Origin of the sequence: Stanieria cyanosphaera PCC 7437, assembly GCF_000317575.1 — a bacterium.
In the GTDB taxonomy this organism is placed as follows: Bacteria; Cyanobacteriota; Cyanobacteriia; order Cyanobacteriales; family Xenococcaceae; genus Stanieria; species Stanieria cyanosphaera.
Map to the genome: position 1 here is coordinate 3788257 of NC_019748.1, position 16669 is coordinate 3804925.

General features: G+C 37.4%; 15 protein-coding genes. 4 read left to right on the forward strand and 11 right to left on the reverse strand.

Annotated elements, in window-relative coordinates:
• Nucleotides 1-239 precede the first annotated feature (239 nt).
• Nucleotides 240-1571, reverse strand: coding sequence for an ATP-binding protein (locus STA7437_RS16420; RefSeq protein ID WP_015194513.1), 1332 nt, complete (start codon nt 1569-1571; stop codon nt 240-242).
• A 135-nt stretch (nt 1572-1706) separates the two neighbouring features.
• Complete coding sequence (gene psbX / locus STA7437_RS16425; protein ID WP_015194514.1) at nt 1707-1826, reverse strand: photosystem II reaction center X protein; 120 nt, start codon at nt 1824-1826, stop codon at nt 1707-1709.
• A 274-nt stretch (nt 1827-2100) separates the two neighbouring features.
• Here psbX and STA7437_RS16430 point away from each other — a divergent pair, with 274 nt between their 5' ends.
• On the forward strand, nt 2101-2394 hold the full coding sequence (locus tag STA7437_RS16430; RefSeq protein ID WP_015194515.1) for a YggT family protein: 294 nt from the start codon (nt 2101-2103) through the stop codon (nt 2392-2394).
• A 14-nt stretch (nt 2395-2408) separates the two neighbouring features.
• Here STA7437_RS16430 and accC read toward each other — a convergent pair whose 3' ends face one another.
• The 6 genes from accC to STA7437_RS16460 form a co-directional block, all read right to left on the reverse strand.
• Nucleotides 2409-3752, reverse strand: coding sequence for an acetyl-CoA carboxylase biotin carboxylase subunit (gene accC / locus STA7437_RS16435; protein ID WP_015194516.1), 1344 nt, complete (start codon nt 3750-3752; stop codon nt 2409-2411).
• A 154-nt stretch (nt 3753-3906) separates the two neighbouring features.
• Nucleotides 3907-4143 carry a hypothetical protein gene (locus tag STA7437_RS16440; RefSeq protein WP_015194517.1) on the reverse strand — a complete coding sequence of 79 codons (237 nt, stop codon included), beginning with the start codon at nt 4141-4143 and terminating at the stop codon, nt 3907-3909.
• A 498-nt stretch (nt 4144-4641) separates the two neighbouring features.
• On the reverse strand, nt 4642-5250 hold the full coding sequence (locus STA7437_RS16445; RefSeq protein WP_015194518.1) for a HEAT repeat domain-containing protein: 609 nt from the start codon (nt 5248-5250) through the stop codon (nt 4642-4644).
• 141 nt (nt 5251-5391) lie between these two features.
• Entirely contained in the window at nt 5392-5886 is a 495-nt protein-coding gene (locus tag STA7437_RS16450; protein WP_015194519.1) for a globin family protein, read from the reverse strand.
• A gap of 99 nt (nt 5887-5985) precedes the next feature.
• On the reverse strand, nt 5986-6540 hold the full coding sequence (locus STA7437_RS16455; protein ID WP_015194520.1) for a globin family protein: 555 nt from the start codon (nt 6538-6540) through the stop codon (nt 5986-5988).
• Between the two features lie 214 nt (nt 6541-6754).
• Nucleotides 6755-7714: a FecR family protein gene (locus STA7437_RS16460; protein ID WP_015194521.1), complete on the reverse strand. Its 960-nt coding sequence runs from the start codon at nt 7712-7714 to the stop codon at nt 6755-6757.
• A gap of 175 nt (nt 7715-7889) precedes the next feature.
• Here STA7437_RS16460 and STA7437_RS16465 point away from each other — a divergent pair, with 175 nt between their 5' ends.
• The 3 genes from STA7437_RS16465 (at nt 7890) to STA7437_RS16475 (ending at nt 12671) form a co-directional block, all read left to right on the forward strand.
• On the forward strand, nt 7890-8261 hold the full coding sequence (locus STA7437_RS16465; protein WP_015194522.1) for a hypothetical protein: 372 nt from the start codon (nt 7890-7892) through the stop codon (nt 8259-8261).
• A 217-nt stretch (nt 8262-8478) separates the two neighbouring features.
• Nucleotides 8479-10164: an NAD(P)H-quinone oxidoreductase subunit 4 gene (locus tag STA7437_RS16470; RefSeq protein ID WP_015194523.1), complete on the forward strand. Its 1686-nt coding sequence runs from the start codon at nt 8479-8481 to the stop codon at nt 10162-10164.
• A 368-nt stretch (nt 10165-10532) separates the two neighbouring features.
• A complete protein-coding gene (locus STA7437_RS16475) occupies nt 10533-12671 on the forward strand; it encodes a PBP1A family penicillin-binding protein (RefSeq protein WP_015194524.1) in 2139 nt (712 codons plus the stop codon).
• A gap of 86 nt (nt 12672-12757) precedes the next feature.
• On the opposite strand, the gene STA7437_RS16480 is transcribed toward STA7437_RS16475, so the two are convergent.
• From STA7437_RS16480 to STA7437_RS16490, 3 genes are all read right to left on the reverse strand, one after another.
• Nucleotides 12758-14263 carry a helicase C-terminal domain-containing protein gene (locus STA7437_RS16480; protein WP_015194525.1) on the reverse strand — a complete coding sequence of 502 codons (1506 nt, stop codon included), beginning with the start codon at nt 14261-14263 and terminating at the stop codon, nt 12758-12760.
• Between the two features lie 33 nt (nt 14264-14296).
• Nucleotides 14297-15487: an HhoA/HhoB/HtrA family serine endopeptidase gene (locus tag STA7437_RS16485; RefSeq protein WP_015194526.1), complete on the reverse strand. Its 1191-nt coding sequence runs from the start codon at nt 15485-15487 to the stop codon at nt 14297-14299.
• A gap of 102 nt (nt 15488-15589) precedes the next feature.
• On the reverse strand, nt 15590-16609 hold the full coding sequence (locus tag STA7437_RS16490; protein ID WP_015194527.1) for a metallophosphoesterase family protein: 1020 nt from the start codon (nt 16607-16609) through the stop codon (nt 15590-15592).
• Nucleotides 16610-16669: the final 60 nt, after the last annotated feature.

The window sequence follows — 16669 nt, forward strand, 5'->3', positions numbered from 1 at the left end:
CTTTTCAGTTTAGAAATCTAGGCTAACTATAGACTCGAGTAAGTTTGAGTTAGCTTGTTCTAATCAACTGCGGAATCATACAATCAAGTAGAATTAAGATGGCAAGAGTTTTTGATAATAATCAAATTATGAGTTATTCAAAATTTTTTGCCTCTATTCCCTTTGATCGATAGTTAATTTCCATAGTCTTATTGGAAGAGTTCCCAAATATCGATTTAAAATTAACAAAATTTTGCAGACTAATCTGATTGAGTAATAGCTAATTCTGCTTTAAGGTAATCAATAAACTGTCTAGCAGTACGTCCAGAACGTCCATTATGACGAGTAGCCCATTGTTTAGCACGAAATTCTAATTGTTCTTGAGGAAAATTAATGTTGGCTTGTTGAGCTAAATGTTTAATAATTTGTAAGTAAGTATCTTGATTAGCGGGTTCAAAAGTTAAAGTTAAACCAAAGCGATCGCTAAAGGATAATTTTTCTTGTACAGTATCCCAAGCGTGAACTTCATCATTATCACTTAATTTAGGGCGATCGCTAAAAAATTCTCTAATTAAATGTCGTCGATTAGAAGTAGCATAAACAACTGTGTTATTTGCTTTGGCAGTTAAACTTCCTTCTAAAACTACTTTAAGAGCTTTAAAAGCATCATCGTCTTCTTCAAAGGATAAGTCATCGACAAAGATAATAAATTTTTGAGGTAAATTGCGTACTTGTTCAACAATTAAAGGTAACTCTTTTAGTTCTGATTTACTTACTTCAATTAATCTTAGTCCTGCTTGACTGTATTTAGTTAATAAGCCTTTAACTAAAGAAGATTTTCCTGAACCTCGACTTCCATATAATAAAACGTGCAAAGCAGGATAACCAGCCAAAAGAAATTCGGTATTTTTGATAAGGGCTTCTTTTTGTAAATCGTAACCAACAATAGTAGTTAACTCAACTAGATCGGGATTAGAAATTCCTAATAATTTTCCTTCTTGCCAGCGTAAAGCATGATATTGAGCAAAAATTCCAGTACCGTGCTGACAATAATAATTAGCTAAATCTGATATAGCTTCTGCCCAGTCGTGGTGATGGTGTAAAAAAGTAGCAAGAGAAGTTTCTAATTGCCAGGAAATAGGAGTAAAAGCCGATTGAGAAGCAACTTGTACCCACTTACTCAAATATTTGCTGTCGTATTGACAAATTTGCTGAAGTATTCGGAGATCGTGTTTAACTGCGTCAATTAAAGCGGAAGGTAACTTTTCTAGAGGAGTTGTTTGGATTTGTTGAGTGAAGGGATTATGATCCAAAAGTATTTGAGTAATCAAATAATCTTGCCAGCTTTGATTGTGTGCTGCTAAAGTTCTAAACCAATAACCATAAACTTGTAGACAATCTAGGGCTGTTCTGGGTGCGATCGCTTTTGGTGCAGTGAAGATATCATTATTATTAAAATCTTTAGATAAGGTTTTAAGAAGAGAAATAAAAACTTGACCTACTTCATGATCAAAGACAGATTGATAGATTAACAGTGATGCTATTTGCTGGAGTAAGGATTGACTGGTAGTGAAAGACGAAGATTCGTTCATCAGTAGTTACTGCTCGTTAAAATTTCAATTGGCTTCGCTTTTGGTAATAATTCTCCAGAATCATAAATGGCGACGAAGTGTCAGTTTATTCGTCGCCAGAGCGTAAATTTTTATTTACCTAATGATACTTTAAGCTTAAGAGCGTCTAATTTGATCGCTTTGACTTAGAATCAGTAAAGCTGCTACCGCGGGAATAACCACAACTAAAGCCCCAGCTAATAAACTCCATAAAAAGTTTGCTAATGAAGGAGTCATAATTTTTAAATCCTTTTTATTTGCTATAGATAATTCAGTTCATGAGGGGGTCTCCTCGACCTCTAAAGGCAAGGCATAGGCAACGCCCCGTTAATAATTCTAAAAGTTTTTTTGCCTAAACTAAAGTTTAGTTTCAATTAAATTTTTATAGAGTTAAATTTATCACGCTTTTTTAAGCGTGATCGCTTAGTTTTTACTAAACCTCTAGACAACGATACAATAAACATTAAAGTAATTTACATTCTGTAACATTGCCAAAATTAAAAGATTAATTATGGATGTTTCTAGTTTAAGTGTTTTGTTTTTAAATCTTGGTTTAGGTTTGCTGACTATTTTATTTATTTTCCGAATCGTTTTAACTTGGTATCCTCAAATAAATTTAAATAGTCTTCCTTTTAGTTTAGTCGCATTACCGACAGAACCATTGCTAAAACCTTTGAGAAAGATAGTAGCTCCCCTTGGTGGTGTAGATATCACCCCCATTATTTGGGTAGGTATCTGTACATTATTACGGGAAATACTACTAGGACAACAAGGATTAATTACAATGGCATTGCATACCCACTAGCGATCGCGCAAAGCTTACATTAGGTGTTCTTGGATAAAATTGGTATAGACTTTTCCTGCCAAAAAAGCAGGGTGGTCTAAAATTTTTTGGTGAAAGCCAATTGTCGTAGGAACTCCTGTGATCGCACATTCCCTTAACGCTCTTTTCATTCGTTTAATAGCTACTTCCCGATTTTCCCCCCAGACAATTAATTTGCCAATTAAAGAATCATAGTAAGCTGGAATTTCATAATCAGTATAGACATGAGAATCCATTCTTACTCCTGGACCGCCAGGAGGCAAATAGGCACTAATTCTACCAGGATGAGGACGAAAATTATAAGCAGGATCTTCCGCATTAATGCGACATTCAATAGCATGACCCCGCAATTCAACTTGTTGTTGATTGAGCCGTAACTTCTCTCCTTGAGCGATGCGAATTTGTTCGGCAATTAAATCCAAACCTGTAATTACTTCAGTCACTGGATGTTCTACCTGAATCCGAGTATTCATTTCCATAAAATAGAAATCACCAGACTCATCCACCAAAAACTCTACCGTTCCTGCACCGACATAATTAATCGATTTAGCTGCTTTGACCGCAGCTTCTCCCATTTTGAGCCGTAACTCTGGAGTAAGAGCCACACTGGGAGCTTCTTCTAATAATTTCTGGTGACGGCGTTGAATAGAACAATCTCTCTCACCCAGATGAATCACATTACCATGACTATCGGCTAAAATTTGAAATTCGATGTGACGAGGACAACTAATAAATTTTTCTAAATAAACGCCTCCATTCCCAAATGCAGCTTCTGCTTCTCCTTGAGCAGCTTGAAATAATCTAGTTAATTCACTTTCATCTTGAACCAAACGCATTCCTCGTCCACCACCTCCAGCAGTAGCCTTAATCATGACGGGATAACCAATTGCCGCTGCTACTATGAGTGCTTCTTGTTCGTCTCTCAATAAACCTTGACTGCCTGGGATAGTTGGTACTCCTGCCATTTGCATCGTTTTTTTGGCAGTAGATTTATCTCCCATTGCCAGAATTGCTTCTTTGCTAGGACCTATAAAAGTAAGTTGATGGTCGGCACAAATTTCTGCAAAACGAGCATTTTCGGCTAAGAAACCGTAACCTGGATGAATCGCTGTAGCATTACGAGTTAGAGCAGCAGCAATAATGTTAGGAATATTAAGATAACTTTTACCAGAAACAGGAGGACCAATACAGACACTTTCATCAGCTAACTGAACGTGAAGGGCTTGACGGTCAATAGTAGAATGTACTGCTACAGTAGCAATGCCCATTTCTGCACAAGTATGTAAGATTCTCAGGGCAATTTCTCCCCGATTAGCAATCAGAATTTTAGAAAACTGCATATGAAAGTGAATTTGATGATAGTCATGTATTAGGATAAATGGTTTTATTCCCTCAAAAAAAAATTATTGCATCGAGATGGGACAGTTCAAAGTAAAAGACTAAAAAGGAATTAGATTAAATTTCAGTTATGGTTAAATCTGAAGTCGGGGGGTCTCAGCTTTGCTGAGTCAAAGAGCGATCGCTACTCCAAGCCCACCAAGCCGTATCACATTCACACCAATAAAATTCTTGCCATTTGCGCTGATAATTTTCAACAGTCACAGGAGCGCGACGATTGAGCCACACCGCTTTGGCGCAAGCAGCATTAGCTTTACAAGTTGGACAACCAAAAGGTACAGCATGAATGGCTCTTTCTGTCCATTGAGGAGGAGTTAAGTCAAAAGCATCCATAAAAGATTAATTAGCAAGCAACAGATGATCTTAGCTTATTTTAATCATCTTGTTTTCTGGTGGTTAATTATATTTTTTCTAAATAAGATTTTGTTCTACTGTTCTATAAAACTTATCCATATAGGTTGTCGGCAACTACTAGTCCACAGGCGCACCGAACACTTGCTAATGTCGGGGAACCCACCAACGCAGTGTCCTTAATTCGGGGCGAAGCAACCCTACTTGTTATAACTTCTTCAGGTGCATTAGCTAAATTGATAGCAGCTTAGTCCCTATCTTCAGTATGACCGCAGTTAGGGTAAACAAACAGTATCTTTCAGTTTTAATCCTGAATGTGTGTTATTGCACTTTCTACTATAGAAATACGAAATTGTATAATTGAAATCTCAAAAAAAGATCATAAAGATAATTATTTGTTTAAAGACATAGCGAGCGCTCTGCACCTCGCTCCTGGGCGAGACCGCGAATGCTCTCAACACTATCATGTCTCCAAATTTATCAAGCTTGATTATAGTTCATCACCATTTCTAAACGAGATAAGGCACTCACAGCAGACTCACGGACATAAGGATCGACCGATTCATCATTGGTTAATTGAGTTAAAGTTTCTATGGCTCTAGGATCACCCATTGAACCTAAAGCATTAAGAATCGTTACAGCGATCGCAACATTATCAGTTGTTTGTAATACTTCTAGCAAAAGATCGAGTGTAGGAGAACCAACTTCCCCCAAAGCCATAATTGCAGCAATATAAACTACAGGATTAGGATCATTAATAGCTTTTTTTAGACCTTCAATTCCTTCGCTAGGTAAAGGAACTTCTGGATAGTTAACAATAATTTGTGCTAAGGCTTTGGCGCAGCTAGAGCGGACTGTAGGATTATCGCTATTGAGTAAAGACTCTACTAAAGGAGAAACTGCATCTGTCCCAATCACTCCTAAAGTTTTTACACTAGCTCGTCGATAGACAACATCTTCTGCTTCTAGATTGTTCATCAGGCGATGAATCGTTGTTTCATCCCTAACTTCTGCTATTTCTAGCATGGCTCGTTTCCGTAGATTAGGGTTGGGATGTTTTAATTGTTCAAACAAAGAATCAAGCGTCATGAATTTAATCTAATTTTACAATCACAATAACTAGAGACTCTCAGGCTGGAACTTTAACTATTTGAAGCCAAAGCAACAGACTAAGAGTCTCCATTAGCGGATAAGCATCAAGACCAATCAGCTTACTTACAACAACTATGCCTAAGACAAAGAGTTGATTACATAGTCAAGCAGAGAATTGTACTCAACTAGAGCTTGAGAAGACATATCGCGAGGAGCGCAACCGCGATTACGAGCAAAGGTTAAAGCCTCAACGTAAGGAGCGGTAGGCAGATTTAAAGAACGATAAACTTCGCGTTGACCAGCAATACCCCATTCATCTAATGGACCAGTACCACCAACAACTAAGCAGTAGTTGATTAAACGCATATAATGCTTGATATCGCGAAGACACTTATCTTTTTTAACTTGACTAGAGTTAGCTTCGCCGTCGTTATTCAAATAAGAATACTTTTTAATGCAAGCATCATAAGCTTCTTGAGCAACGTTATCAATATTGCCAGCTAATTTTTCAGCAGCTTCTAAACGAGCAGCAGCGCGTTGAAGACTACCTTGAACTGACTCAAGATCGGAAGTGCTGGGAAAGCGTCCCGCTGCATCAGCAGCAGTAACAACTGTAGTAACAACAGATTTCATGATTGTAGTTTCTCCTGAATTACTTTGAACAAAAGCTATTAGATATATACTTCTGCTAACTATGAATAAACGTTGGCTTCATTAATTAAGGGAAAAATATTAGCTTAATGCAGAAGCAACTCTGTCAAAGTAGCTAGCTGCTTCAGAACTAATAGCGGAGCAATCACCGTCTTTCATTTCCATTTTACGGAATCTCTTACCACCATTAGCTTCAGTATTAGTATTGTTGATATGAGCAACGGAAGAAGCTTTCATGATTGCAACTGCGCGAGCTGTGGATTGGAGAGGTACACCCAAAGCAGTGTAGGTTTCTTTTAACCCATTTAAACAACGGTCTTCGAGGACAGAAGCATCGCCAGATAAAATTGCATAGCTAACATAACGAAGAATAATTTCTCCATCACGTAAGCAAGCAGCCATACGACGGTTGGGGTAGCAGTTACCACCAGCTTGAATTAAGCCTTGGTTTTCGCAAATCATTCCAGCGATCGCGTCTGAAACGATACAGCTAGCATTACTAGCAATAGCGTTTACAGCATCAAGACGTTTGTTACCTTCAGCTACAAAGTTTCTGAGAGAAGCTAGTTGTTCTCCACCAATACAGGAAGTTTTAGAATCTGCTGAAACTACGGCTCTGGAAAAAGCGTCAAGCATTGAGCTCTCCTTTAATTGTGATCGATTGTAATTTGATTACTGTATTGGTCAATTACTCGTTTGACCAACCAATATAGAAGATAAAAGATGGAGGATACGACAGTCTCATTTATTAGAAACAAAGTAATAATCTGTAACGTTTGAGCAAATCTTGTTACACTTTGAGCCAATTGCGACGGGTTTTCAAGATTCTGGCTTTTAATATTTCTTAATATTATTTTGATGATTGAGATTTGCGATAGTTTTGACAATAATTTCCTAACCAAGCTATCCCAGTTAAAGAACGAACTGGAGTTACAAATAGATCTGTTTCTGGAAACTTGAGTGCAATTTGCTCTCCTGGTACTGATAAACCAAACCATTGCAACAAAGGAGAAAGTTGCTGAGGTTGAACTTCGATTTGACAAAAACCATTTAACCAAGAAAGTTGATTCTGTAATGATCCTAATGCTTCGGCTCGAACTGCATTAATTGTGGTTTGAACTTCGGGAGATTCTTGCGCGATCAATTGTTCTTGTCCAGTTCCCAAGCCTACTGCTAATTCAACACTTTCATAGAACATTGGCAGGATAAAATATTCAACTAATCCCACTACACCATTAATAATAGAAACAAATTGACCAGCTTGCAGTTGAATTGTGATATCTCCATTAGTATTAGAAACTTGGACTAATCCTGCTGGACTATTAGTAAGAACTCCAATCAAAGAAGCATTGCGATTAGGATCGTGTTGTAAAAAAAGAGCCGTTCCCTGGGATTGAACTTTTGCTTCTGGAGTTGTAATAATACTTTGTCCTTGTCCTGGACGAATCATCATTAAAGCTGCACCACTATCCAACTCAAAGTTACGTTTACCTGGAGGAAAGCGAAAAATTGTTCCTGCACCAGTTCTAACTAATGTCCCTTCATTAAAAAGTAATTCTGCACGAGAATTAGCTCCTGTACGAACGGCATCTTGAGGAACAATTGCTTCTCCTTGTTGAGCGGGATTCCAGCTAGGTTGATTTTGACGACTAAGATCGACTTGGTTACGAACCTTATATAGTTCAGCACGCTTGAGAACAGATTGAGCAGAAACAGGTTTAATTAACAAGCTAGCTATGATAATGCCAATAGCTAGTTTTTGTAAAAGGCTAAAAACTTTTTTGGTAGTCAATTGAGCAAACCCCTGCATAAAAAAAAGTCAGCAGACGTATTGAGATGGTGAGGTCGATATTTAACCTAAGCATTAACTAAATTTTCTGCATAAATAAAATTAAGCAGACATATCAATAAATGAAAGGTTATTACCAGATACCGCATTCCACCTTAACAATAAATAATAAGTTTCTACAAGCGGTTATCTATTGATGTTTCAAGATTTACTATTTTTTAACGGAGTAGTTACAACCATGTTTACCAAACAGTCTTTATTCTTAATTCCAGTTTTGATCATTGTTTCTGCTGGAGTAGCTAGTGCCAATAATATCGAAGTCAAAAATGGTCATACACAAGTTTCTATCGGTAATAACGGCATCAATATTAGAAATAACCCTTCTCCTTCTTTGATAGATCGCCTAATCAATTGGCGCGGTACACGTTCTACTTCTACTTCTTCTCAATCTCAAGTTTCTAGCTCTAGCAAATGTAGCCAAAGTAGTTCTACTTACAGCAGTAACCGTAGTACAGGTGGTGGCGTAATTAGAAGTAGTTCTTCTGCTACTACTACCACTTGTAGATAGTGCTTGTTAATTTACACTTACTTCTCTTTTCTCTATTTCCCTCAGTTGCGATCGCAAAGGACTTGACTAACAATTGTTTTAATTTATAAAAATCAATCCTAAATTAATATTTATAGATTAAATACTATGTTTAACTTAGAAAAAAATCGTGTTTAACTGTTTACAAAATTTAATATAATGATCCCATCCACGATATTAAGTATTTTTGCTCATTGTCATGATAGCGGATCAATTTCCCTGGCTTACCGCGATCGCTCTACTACCACTACTCGCTTCTTTAGCGATTCCCTTTTTACCCGATAAAGAAGGCAAACGTGTACGCTGGTATGCTTTGAGTGTAGGCGTTGCAGACTTTGTTTTAATGTGTTTTGTATTTTGGCAACATTACGATCCTAGTAATGCCGAATTTCAAATTGTAGATAATTTTAATTGGATGCCTCAGTTAGGAATGAACTGGGCAGTTTCGGTTGATGGGTTGTCTGCTCCGTTGGTACTATTAGCAGGTTTTGTTACTAGCCTATCAATTCTTTCTGCTTGGCAAGTTGATCGCAAACCTCGTCTATTTTATTTTTTAATGCTGGTATTGTATTCAGCACAAATCGGCGTGTTTATCGCGCAAGATATTCTGCTCTTTTTCATTATGTGGGAAATAGAGCTAGTGCCAGTGTATCTTTTAGTTTCGATTTGGGGTGGAGAAAAACGTCGTTATGCAGCTACTAAATTTTTGCTCTACACCGCAGCAGCTTCAATCTTTATTTTAGTAGCCGGTTTAGCAATGGCTTTTTACGGCAATAATGTTACCTTTGATCTTGCCGAATTAGGATTAAAAGATTATCCCCTTGCTTTAGAATTACCACTGTATGCAGGATTATTAATTGCGTTTGGGGTTAAATTAGCGATTTTCCCTCTTCATACTTGGTTACCCGATGCTCATGGTGAAGCTTCTGCACCTGTTTCGATGATTTTAGCTGGTGTACTTTTAAAAATGGGTGGATACGGTTTAATTCGCCTCAATTTAGAAGTATTGCCTGATGCTCACGTTTATTTCGCACCGATTCTCGCTACTTTGGGTGTGGTAAATATTATTTATGGCGCGTTTAGTTCTTTTGGGCAATCGAATATGAAACGTCGCCTAGCTTATTCATCAGTTTCTCACATGGGTTTTGTTTTGTTAGGCATTGCTTCTTTTACTGACTTAGGAATCAGTGGAGCAATGTTACAAATGCTTTCCCACGGTTTGATTGCAGCAGTCTTATTCTTCCTAACAGGAGTTACTTATGATCGCACTCATACTTTATTTATGGATAAAATGGGTGGTTTAGCTCAAGCAATGCCGAAAGTATTTGCTCTGTTTACCGTTGGTGCGATGGCATCTCTAGCGTTGCCTGGAATGAGCGGTTTTGCTAGTGAACTTGCTGTGTTTGTAGGAGTAGCTACAAGCGATATCTATAGTTCTACTTTCCGTACGGTAACTGTGATTCTGGCAGCAGTGGGATTAATCCTCACACCGATTTATTTACTCTCAATGCTTAGACAGGTATTTTACCAATCTCATACAGCACCAGCGTGTATTTTAGAAGATACGAGTTTAAAAAATAAAAATAACGATCAAGCAGTTTGTTTTGGCACAAATTGTGTCTTACCAGCGGATGCACATTTTAGTGATGCTAAACCAAGAGAAATATTTATTGCTGCTTGTTTTCTAATTATGATTATTGGGATTGGAGTTTATCCCAAGTTTACGACTCAGATGTATGACGTAAAAACTGTTGCGATTAATACTCAGATTCGTCAATCTTATACTCAGATAGCCCAAGGTAATCCTCAAATTTACGCTCAAAAATTCTTATTTCCACAAGTTGTTGAACCTGAAATAGCAACTGTGGTGAATATTTCTAAGTAAGATGATTGTCTAGAGGATGGGCATTTTTGATCAAAATTACAAACTGTTCAATCAACTAATGTCCATTAACTCTCAATAATTTAAAGTAATAGGTAATAATTTATAACTGGTAACTGGTGTACAGACGTAACATTTTACATCTCTACTGATAACTGACTCTGACTTCTGTATCATAACTGTTAAGATTTTGTTCGGTAAAAATCTCAGAGGCTAAAATAGCCGGCAGCAAAATTATCACTTGTTAATGAGTTGATAAAAAGCAGAAAAAATTGGCAAATTAAGTTCAATTAATTTAAAAAACAGCAAAATTTCTGTTTTATAGCCAATCTTTCACCTTGCTGGCTGCATCTCTTGAGGATTTTTCTAGCGTGAAACCGATTTCTAACAGTCAACCAGAACTTTCCAACACTACTCCATCATCATTACTATCTCAGTCATTACAACAATTATCAATCTTGAAACTGAAAAATAAATTACCTTTTTGGTTCAATATTGGTATGGTAATTGGGATTAGTAGTAGCGCGATCGCTTTTAGTTGGTCATGGCAACAATTAAGGTTAAGTTTACCTCAAACAGTTAGTGATTTATCTAGCTATGTTCGTCCTGATACTTTAACGATCAAAGCTGAAGATGGGACTGTCTTACAAGAAATTGGTGCAGTTACTCATGAAAAAGTTAAACTGGCTGAAGTTCCTCAAATTCTGACTCAAGCTTTGATTGCCAGCGAAGATCGTCGTTTTTATGACCATGATGGCATAGATTTTTTAGGTATTTCTAGGGCTGCTGTTAGTAATGTATTAGCAGGAAGTGTAGTTGAAGGTGGTAGTACTATTACTCAACAACTATCACGAATGGTTTATCTCAATCAGCAAAGAACGATCTGGCGCAAACTACAAGAGGTTATTATTGCTAGTCAAATTGAAGGACGATTTAATAAACAGGAAATTTTAGAATGCTATCTTAATTCAGTTTATTTTGGTGCTGGTGCTTATGGAGTAGCGGATGCAGCTTGGGTTTATTTCGGTAAGTCTTTAAACGAGTTAACTTTATCAGAAGTAGCAACTTTGGTGGGAATTGTCCCTGCACCCAGTCTTTATTCTCCGATTAACAATCCTGAGTTAGCTCAACAAAGACGTAACATTGTTTTAAATAAAATGGCGCAACAAGGATTAATCGATGGCAAAACCGTCCAAGCAGCGATCGCTTCTCCTTTAACGCTCAAGCCTCACCAACTCAAACGATTCCAAAGATTTGCTCCCTATTTTACTGATTATATTCAGAAACAACTTCCTCAATACGTCTCTCCAGACATTTTGCACGCAGGAGGTGTAGTCGTAGAAACTACTCTCAATTACCAATGGCAACAAGCAGCAGAAGATAAGATTAACGAAGCTTTAGATCGCTATGGTAAGTGGCAAACTTTTCAACAAGCAGCCTTAGTTTCCCTCGATCCTCGTACTGGTGGAATTAAAGCTATGGTGGGAGGAAGAGATTTTGGTAATAATCAATTTAACCGCGTTACTCAAGCTCAACGTCAACCAGGTTCAACTTTTAAACCCTTTGTTTATACAGCAGCGATCGCAGCAGGTTTTTCTCCTTACAAATCTTATCTCGATTCTGAATATATGGTCGATGGTTATCAACCCAAAAACTATGGAGATAAATATCGTCATCGGGAAGTATCTCTTTATGATGCTTTAGCTGCTTCAATTAATGTGGTTGCCTTACGCACCTTGATCGATGTAGGTTGGGAACCGACTATTGAAATTGCTAAGAAAATGGGTATTCAATCAGAATTAGTTCCTACCTATTCTCTAGCTTTAGGCGCTTGGGAAGTTAACCTTTTAGAATTAACCAATGCCTATGCAACTTTAGCTAATCAAGGAGTTTATCAAGCAGGTTATGGCATTGAGCGTATCCGCGATCGCTATGGTAAAATTATTTACGAAGCTAAACCTCAACCCCAAACAGCCATAGATCAAGATACGGCCGCCACGATGACTTGGATGTTACAAGGAGTAGTTAATAGTGGTACTGGGATACCCGCTCAAATCGGACGACCAGTAGCAGGCAAAACAGGAACTTCTGACAAGGCTCGTGATCTGTGGTTTATCGGTTATATTCCTCAAGTAACTACAGGAATTTGGTTAGGAAATGACAATAATCAAGCAACTCATGGAACTAGTGCGATCGCTGCTGAAATTTGGCGCAAATTTATGTTAGAAGTAGTTAAAGATTTACCAGTTGAAAATTTTCCTTCTCGTTCTGTAACCAGTAAAAAACCTTCAATCAAAGCTGAACCTGTAAAACCCAAAAGTAGCTTTTATTTGGAACAAACTCCATCAAGATCTATTTATGATCGAAGCGAAGTGCGTTCTCATGACGATGCACCAAGACGAACTTCAATCTTTGAGAGACTCAATAAGTTAAAGAAAATCCCCAACTATCCAATGACAGAAGAAGGTAATGATTGGTTACTAGAAAGATTAGGAAGATTAGGCAGATAAATAATTACTAATTACCTATTACTTAAACAACAATCTATTTGAAGCAAATATTTAACTAATTGAGATAATTAAGCTACTGGGAGTATTTATTCAGATATAGCGAAATTAAACCAAGTAGGATCAATAAAATTAATGCGAGCGCAAGGTTCGAGGGCAGTTAAAATTGTTTTACCGTAGCTACGGTAGTTAACTCGATTATCTAATAAAGCTACTACTCCTTGAGATTCTCTTAAAGGTAAAATCGCTTGCTGAATTTTTCTTAAAGCACTGGGTAATAGATAAAGACGAAACCAATCTTGTCGCTGACTTTTATAATAGGCGACTCGACTAGCAACCAGGGGATTTTCTAAAGAAGGTAAAGGTAAAGTAGCAATAATTAAAAGTTGGGGAGTAGGCAATTGAGTTTGATGACTACACCAAAATTCCCAACCACTAATTAAAATGCCATCCACAGCTAAATTAGTTTGTTCTACCCGCACTCGAGAACCAAATTCGGCAGCTAAAAACGTTCCTACTTGAGCTTTGAGAGGAACATCATCAATCAAAATTACTACAGACTGATTAACTTGACTACTTAAATTAACTAAAATTTGAGTTTGTTCAATTAAAGCTTGCCGAAATTGAGGTGTATTAGGCAATGGCAAACGGTCTGGTAAATAAAGATTAATATGTTCATTTTGCCGATTGGGGGAGAATTTTAGGGATAATATCTCACCAATTCCTAATTGTTGCCGATAAATAGGCGCATTGGCTTCTAAATCTAAAAAACTACCAATCAAAACTATCGGTTGCTGTTGCCAAATCGGACTTAAAAGAGATGCTACGTCTGCGGGGGCTGTATATAAAGTAACTTCTCCTCGGTTTCGAGCGATCGCAGTCCAGATAATTGTCTGGGGTTGTTGCCATTGATGCCAAAATTGATTCAGTTTAGGAGTTAATAATTGTTGTTTAGCTAAAGTTTGTAGCAACTGAAACAGATTTTCTTGTTCTGATGGTTCAAGTAAATAACATTCATAAGGGTTGACTGGTCGAGAAAAGATAGCTTTTGTTAATTTAATTCTAAATTCTCGGATTAATTCAGCATATTCAGGTACATTTTGACTCAATTCTTCCCAATCGAACCTGTTAATCTTAACCGTTAATTCTTGACGTACCCAATCTTCCAAATTGTCAGCACAATCAATAATTGTCGGAATATGAGCGGGAAAAAGTTCTGACTGATTAATCCGGGCGCGTAACCAAATTTGAGGTGTGGTTAGCAATAAATGATCTGTATTTTTCCAACGCTCTCCAATTCTGACATTTTTGTGAGTACCTAACCAAGCTTGTAGCGCAGGAATAAAATCTTCAATTAAGTAAAATTGTACTGGTTCAGGTGCAACAATAATAACCGACCAATCTCCAACTAAAGCTGGCATCAGATAGCTGAGACAATATTTACCTACACTACTACCAGTTTGAATTAAAGCCGGACGAGATAATCGCAAAGCTCTAGCCACCAACCGTGCCATAGTCAAATGATGAGGCCAATTTTCTTTATTTTGTTCTCGCAGAAAATCCCGTAGGGAAGAATGAACTTCTACTTCAATCACAATTGCCTCATCGAAACAAATCCGACCAATCCACTATTCAAATTCTGATTGCGGAAAAGCTCCTGGTCGTACTTCAACAACTTTTATTGTACCGTTTCTGATTATTTCAACTTCTAAAGCTGTTCCGATTTCACTGGTTTCGACTTGCTCTTGGACGTGATTAGCCGTTTCTACAGGCTGATTTCCGACTTTACTAATGACATCTCCTGCTTGTAAACCTGCTTTAGCAGCAGGAGATTGAGGCACAACCCGAACGACTAAAACTCCTTCTTCTTCGGTTACATCAAACTGATAATCGCTATTAAGATTAATCTCTTCTTTTGTTTTTGGATTGAGAGTAATCATGTGAATGCCGAGATAAGGATGATCGGCCTTACCTTTGGTAAACAATTGATTAGCAATGCGTTGAGCAGTTTCAATCGGTATTGCAAAACCCAATCCTTGAGCATCCGCTCTAATCGCAGTATTAATTCCAATTACCTCTCCTTCAGCATTAAGTAAAGGGCCACCTGAGTTGCCAGGATTAATTGCTGCATCAGTTTGAATAAATTTAACTCGTTTATCGGGTACACCCACTTGAGAACTAGAGCGGTCAATTGCACTAATAATTCCCACTGTTACTGTATTATCTAAACCCAAAGGATTGCCAATTGCGATCGCCCATTCTCCTGGAGTAAGATTATTACCATCACCAAAGGTAACGGTTGGTAAATTAGTTCCTTCAATTTTAACTACAGCAATGTCTGTAATTAGATCAACTCCCAACACTTCCCCGTCATAAATTTGACCATCTTTAAGAGTTACTTGTACTCGATCTGTTCCTTCAACCACATGAGCATTGGTTAGTAAACGACCATCAGCACTAACAATAAAACCTGAACCAGTTCCTCGTTCTACTTTTTCGGGGGCAGATTGATCGCTACCAAAAAAACGGTGAAAAAAAGGTTGTTTAAATTGTTCGGGAATGGCGGAAGAAACTGGACGTGCAGCATCAATCCTTACTACTGCTGGCCCAACTTTTTGGACAGCTTGAGCAATAAAATTAACGTTTTGATTAAGATTGGTGAAATTTGAGCCTGGAGATAAAGTTGGTATAGTGTTTGAATAGGTTGAAGGTTTTTGAACAATAGTTGTAGGTTGCCGTAAATAACGACTACTCCAAAAGCCAGCACTAACACCGAGTGTTAGTATTCCTAAATAGACACCCAATTTGTTTAAATTCATCTCGTCTTTACTCTATGCTTGGGTTATCCCTAATAAAAATTATTACAGAGAAAAACTAAGAAAGCTCCCGATCTAGATCAACAATAATCAGGATTATTTTACTTAGGTTAAGTCTCGACGTAAAACTTTACCATTAGGAGCAATAATAATTGGTGGTAAAGAGACAGGATCAACAATTTTTAAAGTTTGAAGATCGTAGGTTGTATAAACTGTGGTTGAATTAGATAAATCAATTTCAACTATGGTAATAGTTTTGCGTGGTGGTAAATTACTATTGAGTAACTGTCTTGGACCACTGCCTAAAGCTCCGGCATTGAGTAATTGAAGTTGACCTTTTTTGCCTGGATAGTAAGCGTGATCGTGTCCACTAATATAAGTATGAACTTTATATTTTTCTAACAGACTACGCAACTTTTCCGCTTCTTCTAGATACTCTCCTGATTTCTCTCTTCCTACTGCTACAGGATATAGGGGTAGATGTCCGATCGCAATTCTCATCATAGCTTGTTGAGCTTCATTGCTGGCTAAACTTTGTTCTACCCAACTCAGTTGTTGTGGAGAAATAACATTAGTCGAAGCATCCCAAACTAAAAAGAAAATCCTTTGGGATTCAAAAGTATAATAGAAGGGGAATTCAGCTTGATCTACAAAATTTAAATTATAATTATATTTAGAATCGTTCCAGTAAGCTGAGGCTAACTTCCGTTCTCTTTGAAAAATTTGATTTCCTTCGGATCTTGCCCCTGAACCATCGTGATTACCAATTGTAAAACCAAAGGGAATAGAGCGATCGCGCAAGGGTTGAGCAATTTGACGATCAAACGCAGCCCACATTGCTTTGATTTGTTCAGTACTCAAGCTTAATTTTTGTCCTGCGATCATGTCACCACCGCAAAGAACTAAATCTGGTTGCCATTTTAAAATTAAAGATATTGCTTGATGTACTTCGGGTTCGTAGGTAGTCGAACCGTATTGACTATTAAGATCACTAATTACCACGATTTTAATTTTGGGATCGGAAACTGCTTTAACCGCAATTAAGTTATTAACTGTAGCAAAAGCGATCGCTATAACTAAACCAATTATTGCTATCAACAACTGACGGCGAGGAAAATTGCTCATTGGGCAACAACAATCAAGTGTTTTTATTTATCTTTAATTTAAGTGCCATCATAACTTTTG